The following is a 22,569-nucleotide window of genomic DNA, read 5'->3' as shown; positions in this document are numbered from 1 at the left end:
ATGACGTATGATAAATCATTTAGTGATAAACAGAAGGTTAAAATTGCTTTGCAAGAATATGAGATAAAAAATGTTAATCAAGAGGTTGAACTAAGTGACGAAACATATATCGGCACCGTCTCTCAAATTTACGACAATGTAAATGGCCATGAAGAGCAGGTCTATGTGCTAACTAATAAAGAAAGTGGCTTAACAGAAGCTGAAATCAAAGACTCTAATGGGAGTTTGCGTGGTGCTGTTCCCTACTCAGCTTCGGATGCTGAGCGTGCTCAGGTGCAGGATGTGACAGTCATGATGCAGGGCTCTCAGACCAAGACGCACACTCCTAAGTTGCTCCACGATACAGTTACGGATTGGCTGCCAACAGACTTTGTGACAGCGTCTCACCGTCTGGGACCTGTAGGTGCAGTAGAATATGCTACCCCTTTTGTTTATCGTCATTCAAAAAATATTATTACTCAAAAAAGCCGAGAAGAACTAGATAAGGCAGATCGAGACGTAAGTAATAAGATAGGAAATGTAGTCGGAATCTTTAATAAAGATGCTGGTCAAGCTGTGAAGCAGAGCCTTAATTCTCTCAATAAAAATCCCTTTAATGAGCTGAGGAAGAATGTTATATCAAATCTTGCAGGTGTTTCTGGCGGAACTTTCACGACAGGAATTGCTGCACCGAATATTTTGGTAGCTGCTAGTTATCTCAAAAAGACACAAGAGTTTCCTCCGGCTCAGTTTAAGGATGCGGCTAAGCATCTTAAGGAAACCATTCGTAAGTACCCTAATGCCAAGATTGATCTTTACGGACACTCTTTGGGTTCTATGGATATCCAGTATGCTCTATCCACCCTGACAGAGGAGGAGATGCGCCATATTGGCACAGTCCATATCTACAATGGCCCTAATATCTATCCTCTCTTGCCCAAGGAACAGCAGGCACGACTGGATAGCGCTAAGTATAAGATCTTTAATCATATCGACCATAAGGATATCGTCAGCTTAGGCTACAGCTTATCTGGCAGTGAAAATGCTGCTGGTATTGTACATCATATTGCGACTGTCGAAAAGGAAATAGGTGCTCAGCATATGATGGAGGGCTATATCTACGATAAAAATAAAAATTTTGTGCTTATGGATGGGACAGGAAAGACGACTATCAAGGATACCATCAAAGCAAATATGATTCCTTACCAGAATATGAAGAAGTATCTGTCTAAGGGTGGATTTAGCACTAATGAAAAGATTTATCTGGATAGTGTTCAAGCCCAGGCAACTGTTCAAAATTTAGTAAATGTGATCAAACTAGGCTATGACACTTTGCAGCAGGCTAGAGATCGGGTTGTTAGCGAAGCGGAAAAGCTAGCAGAGCAGTTGGAAAAGGTGCCAGAGGGCTTCAGTCTTAGTCCAGATGAGGTGGCTGCAGCCTATCAGGCTGGAGGTGCAGATTATCAATCATTGGTCGCATCTTTGCAAGAACACTTTTATATTCGATTGTCTAAATTTCAGATGCTTCGAATTACCTTTAGCGTTTTGCAAGGTCAGATTGAAGCTGGTATTGAGTTGTTGCTGGCTAAGGATCAAACATTAGCAGGAGATTTTGAGCAATGGAACCAAATCAATCAATGAAGCAGGATATAGCTAAAAAAGAAAAAGAGATGGAGGAACTATACTCAGAACTTCAGCGGGAACGTTTGAAGATTGATAAAGAACGAGATGTCATCCTATCTAAGAAAAAAGCTTTTTCCGACATGCTACAAGAAGAGTATGAAATGGCGACTGCTATTTTGCGGAAACAAGAAAGGGACACTAGTATCGAATGGCAGGCTTTAAATCAGTATATAGAAACCTATGATATATTGGCAGAAGAGGCTAGCAGCGAGGAATTGAAAAATCTTGATTTAAAAGATGAGAAAGTTTTGGAAACATTCTCTAAGCAGAGACGCCGTTTAGAATGGGAAATTGAAGATAGCTATTGTCGTCTTCGTGATTCTAAATAAATCCGCTGTTTAGAGTAGAGGAAAGGAAAAAGTCTATGTTTATATCAGAAATAGCTTCAACACCAGTAAAAAGTTACTTTTCACCATCTAAAACAGCTGATTTGGCAGAAATTAGGAAAGCAATAGAAAAGCAAATTATAACGAATGTTTTAGCTCCTCTTTTGTTAGCTCAAAAAAGCAGCCTTCAAAGCAATTATGATACTCTTTTTACCGATGTCGCAAAGACTGTTCAGGAGAGTGTGAAAGTAGCTGCAGATCAGATAGATAGCTCGATGAAAGGGCAATTTTCTAAAAAAGTTGTAAGCGTTATAGACAACAGCGGTACGAAATTTGAAGAAATTTAGCAATGAACTCTTTGGAATCTAATTTTTCTTTGGTCAGGAATTAGGTTCAAAGAGTTTTTTTATTAATTAAGTCTGTCTGCCTAGCTACTATGTGATTTTGGTACTTGAGTTTTATAAAAAGTAGAATTTTGTGATAGAATAGGGGAGTCGGAGGATTTTTTTATGGCAAAACAAAGAAATGAAATTGAAGAAAAATATACTTGGGATTTGAGTACCATTTTCCCAACAGATGAAACCTTTGAAGCGGAGTTGGCGCAGGTTTCAGAAGAAGTGAAGAAAGCAGCTAGTCTGGCTGGGCATTTGCTTGATTCAGCGGACAGTCTCTTAACAACGACTGAAGTGCAGTTGGACTTGATGCGCCGTATTGAAAAGCTTTATTCTTATGCTCATATGAAGAATGACCAGGATACACGTGTAGCTAAGTACCAAGAGTATCAGGCTAAAGGTATGACTCTTTACAGCGACTTTGGTCAAAGCTTTGCTTTCTATGAGCCAGAATTTATGGCGATTACAGAAGAGCAGTACCAAGCTTTCTTGGCTGAGCAGCCAGCCTTGCAGCAGTATCAGCATTATTTTGACAAGCTTTTGAAAAAGAAAGCCCACATCCTAACACAGCGTGAAGAGGAGCTATTGGCTGGTGCTGGTGAAATTTTTGGTGCAGCGGGCGAAACCTTTGCTATCTTGGATAATGCAGATATCGTCTTTCCGATGGTGCATGACGAAGATGGAAATGAAGTTCAGCTCAGTCACGGTAACTATATCACCTTGGTTGAGTCTAAGAACCGAGAGGTCCGTAAGGAAGCTTACGAGGCTCTCTACAGCGTATACGAGCAGTATCAGCATACCTATGCCAAGACTCTGCAGACCAATGTCAAGGTCCACAACTACAATGCGAAAGTCCGCAAGTTTTCATCTGCCCGTGAAGCGGCCTTGTCAGCGGACTTTATTCCAGAAAGTGTATACGACAGCTTAGTTTCAGCTGTCAATAAGCATTTGCCTCTTTTGCAGCGTTATATCGCTTTGCGAGCGAAGATTTTAGGCATTTCTGATTTGAAGATGTATGATATGTACACACCTTTGTCAGAGACAGACTACAAGTTCACTTACGAGGAAGCCTTGGCTAAGTCTGAGGAAGTTCTGGCTATTCTGGGTGAGGATTATTTGAGCCGAGTCAAGACAGCCTTTTCAGAGCGCTGGATTGATGTTCATGAAAATCAAGGCAAGCGCTCAGGAGCATACTCAGGCGGTTCTTATGATACCAATGCCTTTATGTTGCTCAACTGGCAGGACACGCTGGACAATCTCTTTACCTTGGTGCATGAGACAGGCCACAGTATGCATTCCAGCTATACTCGTGAGACCCAGCCTTATGTCTATGGGGACTACTCTATCTTTCTAGCTGAGATTGCTTCAACGACTAATGAAAACATCCTGACAGAGAAGCTCTTGGAAGAAGTAGAAGACGACGCTACTCGCTTTGCTATTCTCAATCACTTTTTGGATGGATTTAGAGGTACGGTCTTCCGTCAAACCCAGTTTGCTGAGTTTGAGCATGCAATCCACAAGGCTGACCAAGAAGGTCAAGTTTTGACTAGCGAGTTTCTCAATGAGCTCTATGCTGACTTGAACGAAAAATACTATGGTCTGAAGAAAGAAGATAATCCGCAGATTCAGTACGAATGGGCACGGATTCCTCATTTCTACTATGATTACTATGTTTTTCAATATTCGACAGGATTTTCAGCGGCTTCTGCCTTGGCTGAAAAGATTGTCCATGGCAGTCAGGAAGACAAGGACAAGTATCTGGATTATCTCAAAGCTGGGAACTCTGACTACCCACTCAATGTCATCAAAAAAGCAGGGGTAGATATGGAAAAAGAAGACTACCTAAACGCTGCTTTTGTTGTCTTTGAGCGTCGCTTGGATGAATTTGAAGCCTTGGTAGAAAAGTTGGGATTAGCATAAGATGGTCGAGACTTATAACCAAAACTCTAATCCCAATATGCGTCGGCCAGTGGTCAAAGAAGAAATTGTAGACTTTATGAGACAGCGTCTCCAGCCGGTCGCTGGTGGACTCAAGGAGCTGGAGGATTTTGCTAAAGCCGAAAATGTACCTGTGATTCCCCATGAGACAGTGGCTTACTTCCGCCTGCTACTCGAAAGTCTCCAGCCAGAGAAGATTTTAGAAATCGGGACGGCTATTGGATTTTCGGCTCTTTTGATGGCGGAGCATGCTCCTCAGGCTCAGATTACGACTATTGACCGCAATCCAGAGATGATTGAGCTGGCCAAGGATAATTTTGCCAAGTATGACAGCCACCAGCAGATCACCCTGCTGGAAGGCGATGCGGTGGATTTGCTTGAGACACTGGAGGATTCCTACGATCTTGTCTTTATGGACTCTGCCAAGTCTAAGTATGTGGTCTTTTTGCCCCAAGTCCTCAAGCGCCTCAATCCTGGTGGTCTGGTCCTCATTGATGATGTCTTTCAAGGTGGCGATATTGCCAAGCCTTTTGAGGACATTAAGCGTGGCCAACGAGCTATTTACCGAGGTCTGCATAGTCTTTTTGACGCAACTTTGGACAGTCCAGATTTGACTGCGAGTCTGCTTCCCTTGGGAGATGGGCTGCTTATGATTAGAAAAAATTGACATCTCTGATTTTTTCCTAATTTCCAAAAATTTTTAGTAAAATTTAAGATATCAATTCAAATTTGTGCTACAATAGAAAACGTGAACTTTTAAGAATAAGGAGTCAATATAAAATGAAGAAAAAAATATTTGCAGGAGCTGTGACACTCTTTTCAGTCGCTGTATTAGCAGCATGTTCTAACTCAGAAGGCAAGGACATCGTGACCATGAAAGGAAACACGATTACTGTCAATGAATTTTACGATCAAGTGAAAAACAATGGTGCAGCTCAGCAGGTCTTGCTGCAGATGGCTATCAAAGACATCTTTGAAGAAAAATACGGCAAAGACGTCAAAGACAAGGATGTTAAGGATGCTTTCGAAAAGTCTAAAACTGCTTACGGTACAGCTTTTGCCCAAGTCTTGGCTCAAAACGGCTTGACCGAAGATGCCTACAAGGAGCAAATCCGCACCAATATGCTGGTAGAGCATGCTGTTAAGAAGGCTGCTGAAAAAGAGCTGACTGACGAAAACTACAAGGCGGCCTTTGAAAACTACACGCCAGAAGTAACAGCTCAAATCATTAAGGTTGACAGCGAAGACAAAGGTAAGGAAGTTCTCGAAAAAGCTAAAGCAGAAGGAGCAGACTTCAGCCAAATCGCTAAGGAAAACTCTACCGATGCTGCCACTAAGGAAAAAGGCGGAGAAATCAAGTTTGACTCTGGCTCTACTGATGTTCCAGATGCCGTCAAAAAAGCTGCCTTTGCTTTGGAAGAAAATGGCGTTTCAGACCTTGTGACTGTGCCAGATTCACAGTACTCAGCAAGCTACTATATTGTTAAGCTAGTCAAGAAGTCAGAGAAATCTTCTAACTGGAAAGACTACAAGGACAAGCTGAAAAAGATTATCATTGCGCAAAAAGAAAAAGATACTAGCTTTATCCAAAGCGTTGTGGCGAAAGAGCTGAAAGATGCTAACATCAAGGTTAAGGATAGTGCTTTCCAATCTATCTTTGCTCAGTATATCGAAACGACAGGTTCTTCAACTTCTTCATCAAGTGCTGCCAGCAGCTCAAAGACTTCTGAGTCTAGCTCAGCAGCTGAAAGCAGTTCAGCAGAAGCTTCATCATCAGCCGCAGAATAAGGTTGACGAAAAGAGAATAAGCAAGTATAATAAGACTGGTGAGAATTGATTTTTCAAGTTCTTAGTTCAGAGAATTGGCGGTGCTGCGAGCCATCTGAGACGGAGAATCATGCTACTCATCTTGAAAAATAGAATACGAAATGAGAATGACAAGTTCATTGAATGAAGGTGGTACCGCGGTTTTTCGCCCTTCGGACAAGGAACTTGTCTTTTATGTTGACTCTGGAGGTAACGTAATGAAAACCTATCTTGTCAAACAGAAATTTCGCTTAGGCGGCGAACGCTTTGATATCAAGGACGATCGAGGAAATGTGGATTACCAAGTGGAAGGCTCTTTCTTTCAGATTCCTAAGACCTTTACTATCTATGATAGTCAAGGACAAATCGTCAGTCAGATTACCAAGACCCTTTTAACCCTCTTGCCCCAGTTTGAAATCAAACTCAGCAGCGGGCATAGCTTTTATATCCGTAAGAAATTCTCTTTTTTGCGTGATAAATATAAATTTGATAATTTGGGTCTTCGAGTTGAAGGGAATATCTGGGATTTAAACTTTCGTCTGCTGGATGACAGCAATCAAGTCGTTGCAGAGATTACCAAGGAGCTTTTCCATCTAACCTCTACTTATCAGGTGAGTGTCTATGATGAGACTTATTCAGATTTGGTGATTTCCCTCTGTGTCGCTATTGATTATGTCGAAATGCTGGAAAATTCGTCGTCATAATGCAATTATTTTTAGAAAAACATTAAGGAGAAAAAGAAATGAAACAAATGTCAAGTGCTCAGGTTCGTCAAATGTGGCTGGATTTTTGGGCAACTAAAGGTCATGCAGTAGAACCATCTGTCAGCTTGGTGCCGGTCAACGATCCAACCTTGCTCTGGATTAACTCTGGTGTAGCAACCCTCAAGAAATACTTCGATGGAACCATCATTCCGGAAAATCCTCGGATTACCAATGCTCAAAAGGCCATTCGGACCAACGATATTGAAAATGTCGGAAAGACTGCCCGCCACCATACTATGTTTGAAATGCTGGGCAATTTCTCTATCGGCGATTATTTCCGTGATGAAGCGATTGAGTGGGCTTACGAGCTTTTGACTAGCCCTGAGTGGTTTGATTTCCCCAAAGACAAGCTCTACATGACCTACTACCCAGACGATAAGGACTCTTACAACCGCTGGATTGCTATGGGCGTTGAGCCTAGTCATTTGATTCCGATTGAGGACAACTTCTGGGAAATCGGTGCGGGACCTTCTGGGCCGGATACAGAGATTTTCTTTGACCGAGGTGAGGCTTTTGATCCAGAAAATATTGGGGTCCGTCTCTTAGAAGAAGATATTGAAAACGATCGCTATATCGAAATCTGGAATATCGTCTTGTCACAATTCAATGCTGACCCTGCTGTACCACGTAGCGAGTACAAGGAATTGCCACACAAGAACATTGATACGGGCGCAGGTTTGGAGCGTTTGGTCGCTGTTATCCAAGGAGCTAAGACCAACTTTGAGACCGACCTCTTTATGCCAATCATTCGCGAAGTAGAAAAACTGTCTGGCAAGGTCTATGACCAAGATGGCGACAATATGAGTTTCAAGGTTATCGCAGACCATATCCGTTCGCTTTCCTTTGCCATTGGTGATGGGGCTCTTCCTGGAAATGAAGGTCGAGGCTATGTTCTTCGTCGTCTGCTCCGTCGTGCTTCAATGCATGGTCAAAAATTGGGTATCAATGAGCCTTTCCTTTACAAACTGGTTCCAACTGTGGGCAAGATTATGGAAAGCTACTATCCAGAAGTTCTTGAAAAGCAAGAATTTATCGAAAAGATTATCAAGAGTGAGGAAGAATCATTTGCTCGTACTCTGCACTCTGGTCAACATTTTGCAGAAACAATCGTGGCAGATTTGAAAGCTAAGGGACAAACTGTTATTGCTGGTCAAGATGCCTTTAAACTCTACGATACTTACGGTTTCCCGCTGGAGTTGACTGAAGAAATTGCTGAAGAAGCAGGCATGACTGTGGACCGTGCTGGCTTTGAAGCAGCTATGAAAGAGCAGCAGGATCGGGCGCGTGCGTCTGTCGTCAAGGGCGGCTCAATGGGCATGCAAAATGAAACCCTGCAGGCCATCACTGTAGAGAGTGTCTTTAACTACGAAAAAGAAGAGCTAACTGCTGAACTCCTTGCTATCGTGGCGGATGATGCATCAGTAGAGTCTGTTGAGACAGGAACAGCTGCTCTCATCTTTGCAGAAACACCATTCTATGCAGAAATGGGTGGTCAGGTAGCTGACCACGGTCAAATCTTTGATGGAGCAGGCAATCTGGTAGCGCAAGTTAAGGATGTGCAAAAAGCGCCAAATGGTCAGCCACTGCATACTGTAGAAGTTTTGGCTCCTCTGGCTCTGGGTCAAAGCTATAAACTGGAAATTGACTACAGCCGCCGCCATCGCGTGATGAAAAACCACACGGCAACCCACCTCCTGCATGCTGCCCTGCATAATGTTCTTGGTAACCATGCAACACAGGCAGGCTCTTTGAACGAAGTAGAATTCCTGCGCTTTGACTTTACGCATTTCCAAGCGGTGACAGCAGAAGAGCTGCGCGCTATCGAGCAAGAAGTCAATGAGAAAATCTGGGAAGCCCTTGCTATCGAGACAGTAGAGACAGATATTGACACGGCTAAGGAAATGGGTGCCATGGCGCTCTTTGGCGAAAAATATGGTAAAGAAGTTCGCGTCGTAACCATCGGTGACTACTCTGTCGAGCTTTGCGGAGGAACCCACGTAGGCAATACTTCTGAAATCGGCATTTTCAAGATTGTCAAAGAAGAGGGTATCGGATCTGGAACTCGCCGTATCTTGGCAGTCACCAGCAAGGAAGCTTTTGAAGCCTACCGTGAGGAAGAAGAGGCACTCAAGGCTATCGCAGCGACCCTCAAAGCACCGCAAATCAAGGAAGTACCTCACAAGGTAGAAGCGCTGCAAGAGCAGCTGCGTCAACTGCAAAAAGAGAATGCAGAGCTCAAGGAAAAGGCAGCAGCAGCGGCCTCTGGTGAAGTCTTCAAGAATGTTCAAGAAGCAAATGGACATAGCTTTATTGCTAGTCAGGTCTCTGTTTCTGATGCAGGTGCCCTGCGTACCTTTGCGGACACTTGGAAGCAGAAGGACTATTCAGATGTTCTTATACTGGTCGCAGCAATTGGTGACAAGGTCAATGTTCTTGCAGCCAGCAAGACCAAGGACATCCATGCTGGTAATCTGATTAAGGAATTGGCACCGATTGTAGATGGTCGAGGCGGCGGTAAGCCAGACATGGCTATGGCAGGCGGAAGCAAGCAATCAGCTATTCCAGACCTGCTAGCAGCAGTTGCTGAGAAGTTGTAATATTAGATAACAGATAGATGAAAAGGTCTGCTCTTTGGGCGGATCTTTTTTTGTACTCTCAGCTCTCTTACTTTTCTATATGTGAAGGTAATAAGCCGCTTTTCGGCAAGAAATTATGAATTGTTTTAGAATAAATAATGATATTTTCAAAAATATTGCATAAAAATACAGAAAATACTTGACAAAGGGAAAATATACGAGTAAAATAAAACGCATATTTATACGGAGGTGTTTTAAAAATATGCGAATTTCGATTGTAGGAATAACTGGTTATTCAGGAATGGAACTCCTCCGTATTTTGTTGCAACATCCGCAGGCAGAAGTCGTTTCCCTTCATGCCAGTCAAGATATGGAGGCTCCTGTGTCAGAGCTTTATCCTCATTTGAAGGGGATTTGCGACCTGAAAATAGAAGCTTTTGACAGTCAGGAAATAATGCGACGAGCAGATATTGTTTTCTTTGCAACGTCAAGTGGAGTGGCTAAAGATTTGTCAAAAGACTTTGTAGAAGCAGGATTTCCAGTCATTGACCTATCTGGTGATCATCGTTTGCCAGAGAATATTTATAAAAAATGGTATCAGAAAGAGCCGGCTGAAGACTATGTTCAAAAAGCGTTTATTTATGGGCTGTCAGAGTTTACAGATATCAGAGGGAAGCGATTTATTGCTAATCCCGGCTGCTATGCAACGGCTACAGAATTGGCTCTGATTCCCTTGCTGCAGGCTCAGGCTATTGAGCTGGACTCTATTATTGTCGATGCCAAGAGTGGCTTGACTGGGGCAGGGAAAAATCCAGCTGCATCCAGTCATTTTGTTCATGTGCACGACAACTATGTGACTTACAAGCTGAATCAGCATCAGCATATTCCTGAGATTGTGCAACAGTTGCAGCGTTTTGATAAGGGATTGCAGCAGATTCAGTTTTCAACTTCCCTCATTCCTGTCAATCGTGGCATCGTAGCGACGGTTTATTGCAAGTTAAAAGAACCTTTGACTCGAGAAGAGCTGGCTGCTATTTACCAAGAATACTATCAGGATAAGCCTTTTGTCCGTATTCAAGCAGCTCTGCCGAATCTGCACCAGGTTGTCGGTACTAATTATACAGATATTGGTTTTGACTATAATCCTGTGACAAATATTTTAACTGTCGTGGCTGTGCTAGATAACCTGATTAAGGGGGCTGCTGGTCAGGCAGTTCAAAATATGAATCTGATGCTGGGTTTTCCTGAAACAGATGGCCTGCTCAGTCAACCGTCCTATGTCTAGATGAGAAAGGGTTAGATATGAAGATTATTGATGGAACGATTGCCAGTCCGCTAGGCTTTTCGGCTGACGGTTTACACGCTGGTTTTAAGAAAAAGAAGTTGGATTTTGGCTGGATTGTCTCAGAAGTGCCGGCCAGTGTGGCAGGAGTCTATACGACCAATAAGGTCATTGCTGCTCCGCTTCTAGTGACCAAAGCATCAATTCAAAAGAGCCAGAAATTGCAGGCAATAGTGGTTAATTCTGGTGTTGCCAATTCCTGTACAGGCCAGCAGGGACTGGACGCTGCCTATGAGATGCAGCGATTGACTGCCCAAAAGCTGAAGATTGAGCCTGACTTAGTAGGTCTGGCTTCTACAGGAGTCATCGGCGAGCAGCTTCCAATGAATGCTCTGAAAAATGGTCTGTCACAGATTCTAGTGAGTGGTAAGGCAGAAGATTTTGCTGAAGCTATCTTAACAACGGATACTTGTACCAAGACCTGTGTAGTCACAGAAGAGTTTGGATCAGATCTGGTGACTATGGCGGGGGTAGCCAAGGGCTCAGGCATGATTCATCCGAATATGGCGACTATGCTGGCCTTTATCACTTGTGACGCTAATATTTCTAGTGATACCCTACAAGCGGCTCTCAGTCAGCATGTGGAGACGACTTTCAACCAAATCACGGTGGATGGAGATACATCGACCAATGACATGGTATTAGTCATGGCAAATGGCTGCCGGCAAAATGAAGAAATTCAACCAGATACGGAAGAATTTGAAAAGTTTTCCAAGATGCTCCGCTATCTTATGGCTGACTTGGCTAAAAAAATTGCCAAGGATGGCGAAGGAGCAACCAAGCTGATTGAAGTCAATGTGCGGCATGCCAAGGATGAACAGAGTGGCCGTATGATTGCTAAGAGTGTCGTTGGATCTAGCTTGGTCAAAACGGCTATTTTTGGTCAAGATCCCAATTGGGGCCGAATCTTAGCAGCTATCGGCTATGCGGGAGCAGATGTCTCGGTGGATTATATTGATATTTGGATTGAAGGGATTCCAGTTATGCAGGCTTCTAGCCCTGTGGCTTTTGACCCCGAGGAAACAAGTGATGCCATGGCTGGAGAGCTGCTAACCTTGACCATTGACCTACACGATGGGGACGCTGAAGCTCAGGCCTGGGGCTGCGATCTATCCTATGATTATGTGAAAATCAATGCCCTCTATAGAACCTAAGGAGAAATGCAATGAAAGATGTGATTGTTATAAAAATTGGCGGTGTTGCTGCGCAAAAGCTGTCTGATAAGTTTATCAAGCAGATGCAAGATTGGATAGCAGCTGGTAAGAAAATCGTGGTCGTTCATGGGGGCGGTCTGGTCATTAACCAACTCATGAAAGAACGCCAGCTGCCTACTCGCAAGGTTAAGGGGTTGCGGGTGACAGCTAAGTCTGACTTGCCTATCATTGAGCAGGCCTTGCTAGGTCAAGTCGGCCGGACGCTGACACAAGAACTGAACGACTCAGATATTGAAAGCCTTCAGCTGGTTTCGCATTTGGGAAAGACAGTTTCGGCAGATTTTATTGATAAAGAGCTCTATGGCTATGTCGGTCAGGTGAAGGCGATTCAAACTGCCTATCTAGAGCAGCTGCTGGCTGCGGACATGGTCCCGGTGCTGGCTTCGCTAGGGGAAAATGCAGCTGGTGAGCTCTTGAATATCAATGCAGACTATCTAGCTGCGGCAGTTGCCAGTTGCTTGCAGGCAGAGAAGCTGATCCTGATGACAGATATAGAAGGGGTTCTAGAGGACAAAAAAGTTCTGCCCCAGATTCTGACCAGTCAGGTGTCCAAGAAGATTCAGACAGGTGTCATCAAGGGCGGCATGATTCCTAAGATTGAGAGTGCTGTCCAGACTGTGCTTTCCGGTGTCGGGCAGGTTCTGATTGGTGACAATCTTTTGACGGGCACCTTGATAGCAGAGGGATAACGATGACTTATTTATTTGAAAACTACAAGCGGGCGCCTATTGAGTTTGTTAAAGCAGAGGGCTCCTATCTGATTGACAGTGAGGGAAAGGCTTATTTGGACTTTTCATCGGGGATTGGCGTAACCAATCTTGGCTTTCACTCGCAGGTCCAGCAGGCTTTGATCCAGCAAGCAGGGCGCATCTGGCACAGTCCCAATCTCTATCTTAGCTCTCTGCAAGAGCAGGTGGCTCAGGAACTGGCAGGTTCTTATGATTATTTAGCTTTTTTCTGCAATAGCGGAGCAGAAGCCAATGAAGCAGCTATTAAGCTAGCCCGCAAAGCTACTGGCAAGCAAGGCATTATAACTTTTCAGCAATCCTTTCACGGTCGGACCTTTGGTGCTATGGCCGCAACAGGACAGGATAAGATCAAGAAAGGATTTGGTGATGGTGTGCCCCATTTCAGCTATGCGGTTTACAATGATCTAGCTAGCGTAGAAAAGTTGGTCAATCAGGATACGGCAGCTGTCATGCTGGAATTGGTCCAAGGAGAATCGGGGGTTCGTCCAGCAGAAGTAACCTTTGTCAAAAACTTGGCTGATTTTTGCCGACGAGAGGAGATTTTGCTGATTGTTGATGAGGTCCAGACAGGTATGGGGCGCACGGGTCAGCTTTATTCCTTTGAGCATTATGGGATTATACCGGATATTGTTACACTGGCTAAGGGGCTGGCCAATGGCTTGCCCGCTGGCGCTCTATTAGGAAAATCTAGCTTGGCTCCGGCTTTTGGACCTGGCAGTCATGGTTCTACCTTTGGTGGCAATAAATTAGCCATGGCAGCTGCCTTGGAGACTTTGCATATCATGAAAGAGGCAGGCTTTCTGGAAGAAGTCAGATCTAAGAGTGATATCTTATTGGAGCAGCTGCAGCTTGCTTTTCAGAATCATCCAAAGATTTCTGCTGTTCGCGGTCTGGGCATGATGATTGGGATTGAAACAAGTGTCAGTCTGTCAAAGGTTGTTGAAGCCGCTCGTCAGAAGGGCTTGATTATCCTGACAGCCGGAGAGAATGTTATCCGTCTCCTGCCGCCTTTGACTATCAGCAGGGAGGAAATTCAGCAGGGGATTGCTGTTTTAAAAGAAGTGTTTTATGAAGTTGATGAATAAAGGAAAAGAATTCAGTTTGAGCTGGATTCTTTTTTGTCTATGATAATGGTGTTTTTGACAATGATTATTATTTTTTTGACAAAGATACTTGTCAAAAAGAAAAGAATCTGTTACAATGATTTTATCCAAGGGAGAATAATAAATAAGGAGTTTATGATGCAGCTTAGAAATCGACTCAAGGAGTTGAGGGCGCGTGACGGTCTCAACCAGACAGAACTGGCTAAGCTGGCCGGTGTTTCCAGGCAGACAATCAGCCTTATAGAGAGAGGCGAATATACCCCATCGATTGTGATTGCCCTTAAGATCGCCCATATTTTCAATGAAAACGTTGAGAATGTCTTTCGGCTGGTGGAGGAAGCAGAATGAAGAACCAATTAAGATTCATTTCAACAGGAGCTAAAACAGTCCTTCAGCCTCAGCATTCTTGTATCATCTATTGTAAAAAAATAAAGGAGAAGAAGTCGTGAAAGAGCAAAAACGTATATCTAAACAGAAAAGAGTTTTATATAATGTCCTTATATTGCTAGCTGGAGCTTTTATAGGTGGTCTGTCTATTTTGTTTTCTGAAACTGGTCTGCTAAAAAACATAAGTTGGTCGACTATTTTTACTGTTCAACTGCTGCGCCAGTTAGGTCGGGCCAGCCTTATCATCCTCTATCCCTTGGTCTTTTTCTTGATTTATCGGACTCGTAAATACAATGAAGCCTATGAAAAAGAAGCAGATGAGGATAAGAATTATGAATGGTACCGGCTAACCTTTAAAAATCTGGAATATGCGACTATTGTCTTTAATATCAGCAGTGCTATCGTTCTTTTTACGATTTTAGTTGGAGTTGTTTTTATTGGAAATATTACTAATCATAAGAGCCCTCTTCAGTGGAGTTTTATAGATTATGCGATTGCCTTTCTTTATATTATTTTGCAAGTTGTCTTTTTAAAGACAGTTCAGAAGGTGCGGCACTATAAGCTATCAGCCTTTCCGACTACTGAGGAAATAAAAGAATTTGCCCTCTCTTATGATGAGTCAGAGCTGCAAGCCAATTATGAACAGTGCTATCTCATTCTCTTCAATGTAAATCAGAGACTTCTGCCAGCCCTCTATGTTATTTTAGGGATACTGGGAGTCTTCACACCCCTCAATGTCGTTTCCGGTTTTGTCATCCTAGTGGTAATCCATATCTATATCAATCTTATGTATTATCCAATGGTAAGAAAATATTTCAAATAAGCTTATTTCCCAATGAAAGGCGGAAATTATGAAACTACTGAAAGAACTTGATTTTATCCATAATAAAAAGGTCAATCTGGCTCTGAATATAACGGCTGTATTGCTGATCTTCCCTTTTCTAGCCCTCTTTACCTGGATTGCCATTCTAATGTATGGCAGGGGCAGCGAAGTTTTTCATTTCTTTGACTTATTCTACCTCCTTGTTCTAATGGTCATCCATGAGCTGATCCACGGCTTTTTCTTTAAGGTCTTGGGGGATGAAAATACTAAGGTCAAGTTTGGTTTTAAGAGCGGCATGGCCTATGCGACTAGCCCAGGCAGTCGTTACAGTCGGAAAAGGATGCTCGTCATTATCCTGGCACCATTCTTTCTGATTAGCCTAGCCCTGACCTTGATCTATGGCTTGCATATTCTAACTGCGGCTTCTTATATCGTCCTTGCTAGCTTCCATGCAGCCGGCTGTGCAGGAGATTTTTTCCTCGCTGTCGCTATTCTTCAGCAGCAGGGTGATATAGCTGTTGAGGATACGGAAGTCGGTATTAATATTTATCAAAAGGAGAGTACAAAATGAACAACTTCAAATCAATTGCTTTAGGACTTGTAAAATGGATAGGCTTAATTGCTCTTAGCCTCCTTATAAATGTTGCTCCGATGCTATTCTTAAGGCTCGGGAAGAATTTACCTATTTATGCAGAAATCTTATTGGTAGCCTTGTATCTGATTTTAGTTTTCTTAATTTTTCGTAGCTTGTGGCGGCGATATCAGAAGCATGTGCCTGAAGAAAAGAAGAAATTCAAACTGTCTGGCAAGGATATCGGTTTTGCTTTTCTATTCTTTTTCCTTGCCAGAGTGGCTGCTATTGTCGGTGTTTATCTCAATCTCATCCTGAGCGGCAATTCCCAGACCAGTAATGACAGCGCCATACAAGGGCTAGGGGGAATGATGTCTTCGCAGCATATCTTCTTTGCCTTGCTCTTTGTTGCAACGATTGCTTTTATCGCTCCTATCATGGAAGAACTAATTTTCCGCGGTTTTGGGACTGCCTTCTTTTTCAAAAATAATCAAAAAGCTTTGCCTGCCATTGTGACTTCTGTGGTCTTCACCCTGCCTCATATCACCCAATTGACTGAGTTCCCAATTTATTTTGCACTTGGACTGGTTCTTTATTTATCCTATGCTCGTCGGGGGAATATAAAAGATTCCATGTTGGTTCATATCCTGAACAATCTTCCTATGGCTATAATACTGCTGCTAGCTATGTTTAAGTAAATCAATCTATAAGGAATCACTATGAAATTAAAAACTTTCTTTACTAATTTTGGCCTTTATATACTTGTTCTCTTGGCCTATTTCTATATATTTTCGGCTGTAGTTATCTTCACTATAGGTTCTCTGACAGGAGGAACTTCTCAACTATTGATTTTGCCGATTTTTGTCATACTTGCAAGTCTCTATTCTTTTGCCATGTGGAAATGGTACCAGAAAGATTTGAAACTGGAAATCAAAAATACCAAGCTAACCAGTTCTATCTGGCTTCCCAGTGTCCTCTTGCTTGCTTTTATCATTTTCCAGCAGCTCGTTCCTATTGAATCTTCTGCCAATCAGAACACTGCTGTAGAGTTGATTCAGCAGCAGCCAGCCTTTGCCTTCCTATACATGGTAATCTTTGCTCCTATTCTTGAGGAGTTGCTGACACGAGGATTTTTGGCTAAGTTTCTCTTTCCCGACCAAAATAGCTTAGCGAAAATCCTGCTCTATTTAACTGTATCTGCCAGCTTCTTCTCTCTTCTGCACATGCCGGGTAATCTAGTACAGTTTCTGGTTTACTTCATCTTGGGAGCTATCTTTGGCCTAGGCTATCTAGCTAAGAAGGACCTGCGCTACTCAATTGGCCTACATTTGGCCAATAACCTAATTGCCTTTGTTCTCATTGTCTTCTTTTAATAGAAAAACGAAATATAAGACAGCACTTCTAAAGTTAGGCAGGAAAATCTAACGGCAGAAGTGTTTTTCTGTGGAATGGACTTTAAATACCAAACTGCTTTTCTGGTTTCTCGAAAGTCAGCAGTTTCAAATTCTTGTGAAAGTGTTTTCTAGATGGTATAATGAGCTATAAAATGAAAAGAGGTTTCCTTATGTCTAAAGTCCTATTAATTGTCAACCCTAGCTCGGGAGGCGAAAAAGCCAAGTCCTATGAAGACTTGGCAAGAGAAAAGCTGGCAGAATGTTTTGATGAGGTAGTGGTCAAGCATACTGAAAAAGGCGGAGACGCAGCAGCTTTTGCTAAGCAAGCCGCAGAAGACCATTATGATAGCGTCTTTGTCATGGGTGGCGATGGAACTGTCAATGAAGGAATCAGCGGTCTGGCTGAACTAGACTATCGTCCGACCTTTGGTTTCTTTCCACTTGGTACGGTCAATGACTTGGCGCGTGCTCTCGGCATTCCCCTGGACGCTGAAGAAGCCATCCAAAATCTGGATATCAACAAAGTCAAGCCGCTTGATATCGGCAAGATTAATGACCAGTACTTTATGAATGTGGTTGCCATTGGAACCATTCCAGAGTCGATTAACAATGTAGATTCTGAAGACAAGACCAAATGGGGCAAGTTTGCCTACTTTATCTCTGGCTTCAAGCAGTTGATGGATACTAGTTTTTACGAATTTCACTTGAAGATTGATGGAGAAGAGCGTACGATAAAGAGCAGCACACTCTTGATTGGCTCTACCAACTCAATCGGAGGTTTCGAGAGCATTCTCCCTGAAGCCACTGTCAATGACGGCTTGCTTCACCTCTTGTATCTTAAGGATAAAAATCTCTTGGACACCTTGGTTTCTGTGCCGGATTTGATTTCAGGTAATGGTGAAGAAAGTGATAATATCGAGTATCTGACCTTCAAGGAAATCACAGTTGAGTTGGCTGATGATAAGGCAGAGCTCAGCGTCAACGTTGACGGAGATGAGGGCGACCAATTGCCAGTAACGATTCGTGTCTTGCCATCTCACTTGAATGTGTATTGCTAGTTTTTTTGTGTTTAGACTCAAAAAAGAATATGGTAGAAGGACTCCAAACTTTTAAGTTTGGGGTCCTTTAATATTTGTAATATGCTAATTTTTAGATTTACATACTTTTCTCAAGTGATGGCGGACGTCAGCGACCTCCTGCAGAGTTCCATGACTAGCTATCGAGCCTAAGGTCTCAATAGCTCCGCTCTACCTAACTGTTGCAACAGTTAGGTAGATTTCATCACTGAGAAAAGGAAGTAATCTTTTTAGAATTTTATTAGTAAAATCTTTCCAGTTATGCTATAATAAATCTAGAATAACATGATAACATAAGCAAAGGTTTCCTAATTTATTTGGGAGGGGAATTGACGATGCAAGGAAAAGAATTTGGACAGCATTTGAAACAGCTTCGATTAAATAGGGGCTGGACCAAGGAGCAATTGTGTGGTGATGAGTCAAAGCTTTCTATACGGCAGTTAACGCGTTTGGAGTCCGGCATTTCCCAGCCGACTCTCTCTACTTTAGAATATCTGGCTTCCTGTCTAGAGGTTGATTTGGCAACCTTGATAGGAAGTAAAAAAGAAGATGCCGCTCTACCTGCTGATTACCAGCGCTTGAAGTATAAGCTGATTCGCACGACCACTTATGGCAACTCTGAAGTCTTGTCCGAATTGGAGCATATCATAGATGAGATTTTTGAAGTTTATTACGATGATTTGCCAGAAGCTGAGCAGAATGTAATGGATATCTTGCAATCAAAGATTTATACTTATACTTCTGAGAAATTCCAGAAGTATGGAATGACTCTCTTTTCCCAGCATTTGGATGATTTGCAAAGTAAAAAGCATTATGACGTGAATGACTTACTCTACATCCAGCTCTATCAGATCTATGTGGGAGATGAAGAGGAGATTCGGTCAGCTAAGTTTGATAAGGAATTATATACAAGAATCGCTCGGCGATTACTGCAGTCAGTTGACTATATTCCAAATGAATATCTCTTTCTCATGCGAGATGCTCTACTAACAATCCCAGGTATTGAGTGCGAGCGAAAAGAGTTCATTTATACAAAAGATACACTCAACAAACTTAATATAATCATGGAATTGACAGAGGACTATCAAAAGAAACCGCTGATAAGAATGTTAGAGGGAGAATATGAGCTTTTCGTACACAAGGACGAGAAAAAGGCTCAACAATACTACGAAGAGGGACTGACGCTGGCGAAATTGTTAGGTCATACTTTTCTATCTAAAAAAATGTCTGAGGAGTGGAATAAAGAACTTCAGATCTATCATCAAGGCTAACAGGACATCTATGTCCTGTTTTGGCAAAATCTTTCGTGTTATAATTAGGCAAACCTAAAGGAGGTCCTTTTATGAAAAATGCAAAATTAATGTTTCTTGCGACTGCGCTCGTTTCTTCTATTATCTTGCTTGGTGCTTGCAGTAAACAGCAGGAGAAGCAAACATCTCAAAATAGCAGCTCTAGCCAAACAGTTCAAACTTCTAAATCAGATTCTAAGTCTGAAGCGAAAGCTGTTCAATCAGCTAGCCAAGATGAAACTAATGTAGCGTCAGTATCTTCTGAAGCTCAGCCTAAAAATGAAACAAAGTCTGACACGAAAGCCCCAGCTACTCCAGCAACGAGTATTGACGTCAATGCTTTGGCAGCAGGAGATTTTTCGACTGTAGCCGGTACTTGGCAAAATGATTTGGGGGATGTGATAGTATTGAATAATCAAGGGGTTGTTTCTCATACTCTGAATGGAAAAGAATCCAGTGATTATACTTTACTAAAAGGTCAAGTAAGCGATGGTAGTTATGTATCTACTCTTGCTTATACTGCTGGTAGTAGCAGCGCAACCTTTTTAGTGATTCCTGAAGGAGCTGTTTTGCCTGATATTGGAAACGAAAATCCTAAAGCACAGATTCGAGTTGGACAAGATGCTATCACTGCTTCCCAGCATCCGTATTATCGAGTAGCTGATTAACTAATTTTATTTGATTATTATATGTTTGAAACTTAGAGGAGGTTCCCTTTATGAAAAATGCAAAATTAATGTTTCTTGCGACTGCACTCACTTCTTCCATTATCTTGCTTGGTGCTTGCAGTAAACAGCAGGACAAGCAAACATCTCAAAGTAATAGCTCTAGCCAAACAGTTCAAACTTCTAAATCAGATTCTAAGTCTGAAGCGAAAGCTGTTCCATCAGCTAGCCCAGATGAAACTGATGCAGCGTCAGTATCTTCTGAAGCTCAGCCTAAAAATGAAACAAAGTCTGACACGAAAGACCCAGCCACTCCAGCAGCGGGTATCGATGTCAATGCTTTGGCAGCAGGAGATTTTTCGACTGTAGCCGGTACTTGGCAAAATGATTTGGGGGATGCGATAGTATTGAATAATCAAGGGGTCGTTTCTCATACTCTGAATGGAAAAGAATCCAGCGATTATACTTTACTAAAAGGTCAAGTAAGCGATGGTAGTTATGTATCTACTCTTGCTTATACTGCTGGTAGCAGTAGCGCAACCTTTTTAGTAATTCCAGAAGGAGCTGTTTTGCCTGATACTGGAAACGAGAATCCTAAAGCACAGATTCGAGTTGGACAAGATGCTATCACTGCTTCCCAGCATCCGTATTATCGCGTATCTAATTAGTGACTGTATAGGTGGGGTTAGGGATGATGTTCCCAGCTCCACCTATATTTGGATAAAAAAACATGAAGGGAGTAAAAAATGGCCACCTTAATGATGAAAAAAATAGCTGAGGACTTAAATAAGATTAGAGTATTGGATGAAAATGGAGCTTTGGTGGCTTACTATGCCCTTCTGCCGGCTGACTTTTCTGGTGGTGACAGCAAGCTTTATCTTGAAAATCCAACGAGTCAAAGGCGGATGTATAGAATTTATCAAAATATGAAACCCTTTTTATTTCCTATTGTCCCAGCTCATGATTGTACCGTGATTTATCTAACATCTGAGGCTGGAGTTGAGATTACAGTCGCAGAACATCTGGAAGAATATATCTACGATAATCAATAGATTAATAGTCAGTCAAAATCCCTCTTTCCGTATTTTGGAAAGAGGGATTCTTTGTCTTATAAACCGTAATTATAGTCGTCATCCTGCATGGCTTCGACTTCACCCAGCAGGTAGCCGTTACCTACTTGGGAGAAGAAGTCATGGTTGGAAGTACCGGTTGAGATACCGTTCATGACGATAGGATTGACATCGTCCGCTGAGTCTGGGAAGAGGGGATCCTGTCCCAGATTCATCAGAGCCTTGTTGGCATTGTAGCGCAGGAAGGTCTTGACCTCTTCGGTCCAGCCGACTGTGTCATACAGGCTTTCAGTGTAGCCTTCTTCATTTTCATAGAGGGTGTAGAGCAGGTCGTACATCCATTCTTTGAGTTTTTCTTGCTCGTCTTCTGGCAATTCGTTAAAACCTAGCTGGAACTTGTAGCCGATATAGGTTCCATGGACAGACTCGTCACGGATAATCAGCTTGATAATCTCAGCAACGTTAGCCAGTTTGTTATTACCCAGATAGTAGAGCGGAGTGAAGAAACCAGAGTAGAAGAGGAAGGTTTCCAAGAAAACGCTGGCTATTTTCTTTTCCAGAGCGGTACCGTTCAGGTAAATTTCGTTGATAATCTCAGCTTTCTTTTGCAGGTATGGATTGGTATTGGTCCAGGCAAAGATTTCATCGATTTCTGACTTGGTGTTGAGCGTAGAAAAGATAGAAGAGTAGGACTTGGCGTGAACGGACTCCATAAATTGGATGTTGTTGAAGACAGCTTCTTCGTGGGCTGTACGGACATCCTTGCGCAGGGCATCCACACCAGACTCAGACTGGAGGGTATCTAGCAGAGTCAGACCACCGAAGACCTTGCCGACCAGGTCTTTTTCCTTGTGGGACAGCTTTCTCCAGTCATCCAGGTCATTGGATAGGGGAATCCGAGTATCCAGCCAGAATTGCTCGGTCAGTTTTTCCCAGGTGGACTTATCGATCACGTCTTCGATAGCGTTCCAGTTAATGGCTTTGTAGTAAGTTTGCATGTTGTAAAAATCCTTTTGAATTATTCTGTCTCAGTTACTATCTAAAAGTTGTTTTATAGAATTGTTATATTCCTCATCAATGTCATCAGTACTTTGATTGTTTTCTTTTCTATTTTGCACTTCGTTTAAGTAATCATCTGTTTTTTGTTGAATTATTTGATTGATTTCTTCGTTTGATGAGGTTTTATTCTTGCTAGTTTGGAGTTTAGAAAGGAAAAGTTTATATAATTTTTGAAAACTGAGAGTGGTTACTGTACCTAGAAAACTTCCAATACTAATAAGTATTACTGCTAGAGAAACGGCTGCTTTTTTTGGTCCTCCCCATAACTTCGTAAGTTGAGCCATTTTAGCATAATCCCACTTGACTTCTTTTGATATTTTAATAGACTCTAAAATTAAATTTTTCATGTTAATAACCTCAGCG

Annotated in this window: 24 protein-coding genes; 22 read left to right on the top strand and 2 right to left on the bottom strand. The window is 42.4% G+C overall.

Annotated features, from left to right (window positions below; translation table 11 throughout):
- From J1C91_RS07990 to J1C91_RS07885, 22 genes are all read left to right on the top strand, one after another.
- A complete protein-coding gene (locus tag J1C91_RS07990; protein ID WP_125439099.1) occupies positions 1–1,620 on the top strand; it encodes a hypothetical protein in 1,620 nt (539 codons plus the stop codon).
- Complete coding sequence (locus J1C91_RS07985) at positions 1,617–1,991, top strand: hypothetical protein (RefSeq protein ID WP_002910234.1); 375 nt, start codon at positions 1,617–1,619, stop codon at positions 1,989–1,991. Before J1C91_RS07990 ends, J1C91_RS07985 begins: the two co-directional genes overlap by 4 nt.
- A 35-nt stretch (positions 1,992–2,026) precedes the next feature.
- On the top strand, positions 2,027–2,335 hold the full coding sequence (locus J1C91_RS07980; protein ID WP_002910233.1) for a hypothetical protein: 309 nt from the start codon (positions 2,027–2,029) through the stop codon (positions 2,333–2,335).
- 162 nt (positions 2,336–2,497) lie between these two features.
- On the top strand, positions 2,498–4,300 hold the full coding sequence (gene pepF / locus J1C91_RS07975; protein ID WP_002910232.1) for an oligoendopeptidase F: 1,803 nt from the start codon (positions 2,498–2,500) through the stop codon (positions 4,298–4,300).
- 1 nt (position 4,301) lies between these two features.
- Entirely contained in the window at positions 4,302–4,985 is a 684-nt protein-coding gene (locus J1C91_RS07970; protein WP_002910230.1) for an O-methyltransferase, read from the top strand.
- Between the two features lie 113 nt (positions 4,986–5,098).
- Complete coding sequence (prsA, locus tag J1C91_RS07965; RefSeq protein ID WP_002910229.1) at positions 5,099–6,106, top strand: peptidylprolyl isomerase PrsA; 1,008 nt, start codon at positions 5,099–5,101, stop codon at positions 6,104–6,106.
- Positions 6,107–6,246: 140 nt separating this feature from the next.
- Positions 6,247–6,828 (top strand): LURP-one-related/scramblase family protein, encoded by a 582-nt coding sequence (locus tag J1C91_RS07960; RefSeq protein WP_002910226.1) that lies wholly within the window; start codon positions 6,247–6,249, stop codon positions 6,826–6,828.
- Between the two features lie 38 nt (positions 6,829–6,866).
- A complete protein-coding gene (gene alaS / locus J1C91_RS07955) occupies positions 6,867–9,485 on the top strand; it encodes an alanine--tRNA ligase (RefSeq protein ID WP_002910223.1) in 2,619 nt (872 codons plus the stop codon).
- Between the two features lie 241 nt (positions 9,486–9,726).
- Positions 9,727–10,749: an N-acetyl-gamma-glutamyl-phosphate reductase gene (argC, locus tag J1C91_RS07950; protein ID WP_125439096.1), complete on the top strand. Its 1,023-nt coding sequence runs from the start codon at positions 9,727–9,729 to the stop codon at positions 10,747–10,749.
- Positions 10,750–10,766: 17 nt separating this feature from the next.
- Complete coding sequence (gene argJ, locus J1C91_RS07945) at positions 10,767–11,960, top strand: bifunctional glutamate N-acetyltransferase/amino-acid acetyltransferase ArgJ (RefSeq protein ID WP_002910218.1); 1,194 nt, start codon at positions 10,767–10,769, stop codon at positions 11,958–11,960.
- Positions 11,961–11,971: 11 nt separating this feature from the next.
- A complete protein-coding gene (gene argB, locus J1C91_RS07940; protein ID WP_002910217.1) occupies positions 11,972–12,709 on the top strand; it encodes an acetylglutamate kinase in 738 nt (245 codons plus the stop codon).
- A gap of 2 nt (positions 12,710–12,711) precedes the next feature.
- Positions 12,712–13,854 (top strand): acetylornithine transaminase, encoded by a 1,143-nt coding sequence (locus J1C91_RS07935; RefSeq protein WP_002910216.1) that lies wholly within the window; start codon positions 12,712–12,714, stop codon positions 13,852–13,854.
- Positions 13,855–14,010: 156 nt separating this feature from the next.
- A complete protein-coding gene (locus tag J1C91_RS07930; protein WP_009659847.1) occupies positions 14,011–14,220 on the top strand; it encodes a helix-turn-helix transcriptional regulator in 210 nt (69 codons plus the stop codon).
- A 97-nt stretch (positions 14,221–14,317) separates the two neighbouring features.
- Entirely contained in the window at positions 14,318–15,082 is a 765-nt protein-coding gene (locus tag J1C91_RS07925) for a DUF3169 family protein (RefSeq protein WP_125439094.1), read from the top strand.
- Positions 15,083–15,110: 28 nt separating this feature from the next.
- On the top strand, positions 15,111–15,653 hold the full coding sequence (locus J1C91_RS07920) for a DUF3267 domain-containing protein (protein ID WP_125439092.1): 543 nt from the start codon (positions 15,111–15,113) through the stop codon (positions 15,651–15,653).
- The gene (locus J1C91_RS07915; RefSeq protein WP_049547482.1) at positions 15,650–16,351 is read left to right on the top strand and encodes a CPBP family intramembrane glutamic endopeptidase; all 702 of its coding nucleotides are present in this window, start codon (positions 15,650–15,652) and stop codon (positions 16,349–16,351) included. The genes J1C91_RS07920 and J1C91_RS07915 overlap by 4 nt, the downstream gene beginning before the upstream one ends.
- A gap of 21 nt (positions 16,352–16,372) precedes the next feature.
- The gene (locus tag J1C91_RS07910) at positions 16,373–17,026 is read left to right on the top strand and encodes a CPBP family intramembrane glutamic endopeptidase (RefSeq protein ID WP_002910211.1); all 654 of its coding nucleotides are present in this window, start codon (positions 16,373–16,375) and stop codon (positions 17,024–17,026) included.
- Positions 17,027–17,187: 161 nt separating this feature from the next.
- Positions 17,188–18,105, top strand: coding sequence for a diacylglycerol/lipid kinase family protein (locus J1C91_RS07905; protein ID WP_185761339.1), 918 nt, complete (start codon positions 17,188–17,190; stop codon positions 18,103–18,105).
- 353 nt (positions 18,106–18,458) lie between these two features.
- Positions 18,459–19,394 carry a helix-turn-helix domain-containing protein gene (locus J1C91_RS07900; RefSeq protein WP_125439090.1) on the top strand — a complete coding sequence of 312 codons (936 nt, stop codon included), beginning with the start codon at positions 18,459–18,461 and terminating at the stop codon, positions 19,392–19,394.
- A 71-nt stretch (positions 19,395–19,465) separates the two neighbouring features.
- The gene (locus J1C91_RS07895) at positions 19,466–20,080 is read left to right on the top strand and encodes a DUF6287 domain-containing protein (RefSeq protein WP_002910205.1); all 615 of its coding nucleotides are present in this window, start codon (positions 19,466–19,468) and stop codon (positions 20,078–20,080) included.
- A gap of 50 nt (positions 20,081–20,130) precedes the next feature.
- Positions 20,131–20,745 (top strand): DUF6287 domain-containing protein, encoded by a 615-nt coding sequence (locus J1C91_RS07890; protein ID WP_002900765.1) that lies wholly within the window; start codon positions 20,131–20,133, stop codon positions 20,743–20,745.
- A gap of 78 nt (positions 20,746–20,823) precedes the next feature.
- The gene (locus tag J1C91_RS07885) at positions 20,824–21,129 is read left to right on the top strand and encodes a hypothetical protein (protein ID WP_002912062.1); all 306 of its coding nucleotides are present in this window, start codon (positions 20,824–20,826) and stop codon (positions 21,127–21,129) included.
- Positions 21,130–21,185: 56 nt separating this feature from the next.
- Here J1C91_RS07885 and nrdF read toward each other — a convergent pair whose 3' ends face one another.
- Positions 21,186–22,145: a class 1b ribonucleoside-diphosphate reductase subunit beta gene (gene nrdF, locus J1C91_RS07880; protein ID WP_002900761.1), complete on the bottom strand. Its 960-nt coding sequence runs from the start codon at positions 22,143–22,145 to the stop codon at positions 21,186–21,188.
- 30 nt (positions 22,146–22,175) lie between these two features.
- On the bottom strand, positions 22,176–22,553 hold the full coding sequence (locus J1C91_RS07875; protein ID WP_125439088.1) for a hypothetical protein: 378 nt from the start codon (positions 22,551–22,553) through the stop codon (positions 22,176–22,178).
- Between the last annotated feature and the right edge of the window lie 16 nt (positions 22,554–22,569).

The sequence above is a fragment of the Streptococcus sanguinis genome (genome assembly GCF_050222175.1).
Classification (GTDB): Bacteria; Bacillota; Bacilli; order Lactobacillales; family Streptococcaceae; genus Streptococcus; species Streptococcus sanguinis_M.
This window is presented reverse-complemented; position numbering and strand designations above follow the sequence as displayed.

Bases quoted from the DNA above. Each gene is read 5' to 3' on its own strand.
- nrdF (WP_002900761.1), bottom strand. From the start codon at position 22,145: ATGCAAACTTACTACAAAGCCATTAACTGGAACGCTATCGAAGACGTG.
- pepF (WP_002910232.1), top strand. From the start codon at position 2,498: ATGGCAAAACAAAGAAATGAAATTGAAGAAAAATATACTTGGGATTTG.
- J1C91_RS07875 (WP_125439088.1), bottom strand. From the start codon at position 22,553: ATGAAAAATTTAATTTTAGAGTCTATTAAAATATCAAAAGAAGTCAAG.
- argJ (WP_002910218.1), top strand. From the start codon at position 10,767: ATGAAGATTATTGATGGAACGATTGCCAGTCCGCTAGGCTTTTCGGCT.
- J1C91_RS07985 (WP_002910234.1), top strand. From the start codon at position 1,617: ATGAAGCAGGATATAGCTAAAAAAGAAAAAGAGATGGAGGAACTATAC.
- J1C91_RS07895 (WP_002910205.1), top strand. From the start codon at position 19,466: ATGAAAAATGCAAAATTAATGTTTCTTGCGACTGCGCTCGTTTCTTCT.
- J1C91_RS07890 (WP_002900765.1), top strand. From the start codon at position 20,131: ATGAAAAATGCAAAATTAATGTTTCTTGCGACTGCACTCACTTCTTCC.
- J1C91_RS07900 (WP_125439090.1), top strand. From the start codon at position 18,459: ATGCAAGGAAAAGAATTTGGACAGCATTTGAAACAGCTTCGATTAAAT.
- J1C91_RS07930 (WP_009659847.1), top strand. From the start codon at position 14,011: ATGCAGCTTAGAAATCGACTCAAGGAGTTGAGGGCGCGTGACGGTCTC.
- J1C91_RS07885 (WP_002912062.1), top strand. From the start codon at position 20,824: ATGGCCACCTTAATGATGAAAAAAATAGCTGAGGACTTAAATAAGATT.
- J1C91_RS07980 (WP_002910233.1), top strand. From the start codon at position 2,027: ATGTTTATATCAGAAATAGCTTCAACACCAGTAAAAAGTTACTTTTCA.
- alaS (WP_002910223.1), top strand. From the start codon at position 6,867: ATGAAACAAATGTCAAGTGCTCAGGTTCGTCAAATGTGGCTGGATTTT.
- argB (WP_002910217.1), top strand. From the start codon at position 11,972: ATGAAAGATGTGATTGTTATAAAAATTGGCGGTGTTGCTGCGCAAAAG.
- J1C91_RS07910 (WP_002910211.1), top strand. From the start codon at position 16,373: ATGAAATTAAAAACTTTCTTTACTAATTTTGGCCTTTATATACTTGTT.
- J1C91_RS07990 (WP_125439099.1), top strand. From the start codon at position 1: ATGACGTATGATAAATCATTTAGTGATAAACAGAAGGTTAAAATTGCT.
- J1C91_RS07970 (WP_002910230.1), top strand. From the start codon at position 4,302: ATGGTCGAGACTTATAACCAAAACTCTAATCCCAATATGCGTCGGCCA.
- prsA (WP_002910229.1), top strand. From the start codon at position 5,099: ATGAAGAAAAAAATATTTGCAGGAGCTGTGACACTCTTTTCAGTCGCT.
- argC (WP_125439096.1), top strand. From the start codon at position 9,727: ATGCGAATTTCGATTGTAGGAATAACTGGTTATTCAGGAATGGAACTC.
- J1C91_RS07915 (WP_049547482.1), top strand. From the start codon at position 15,650: ATGAACAACTTCAAATCAATTGCTTTAGGACTTGTAAAATGGATAGGC.
- J1C91_RS07935 (WP_002910216.1), top strand. From the start codon at position 12,712: ATGACTTATTTATTTGAAAACTACAAGCGGGCGCCTATTGAGTTTGTT.
- J1C91_RS07920 (WP_125439092.1), top strand. From the start codon at position 15,111: ATGAAACTACTGAAAGAACTTGATTTTATCCATAATAAAAAGGTCAAT.
- J1C91_RS07905 (WP_185761339.1), top strand. From the start codon at position 17,188: ATGAGCTATAAAATGAAAAGAGGTTTCCTTATGTCTAAAGTCCTATTA.
- J1C91_RS07960 (WP_002910226.1), top strand. From the start codon at position 6,247: ATGAGAATGACAAGTTCATTGAATGAAGGTGGTACCGCGGTTTTTCGC.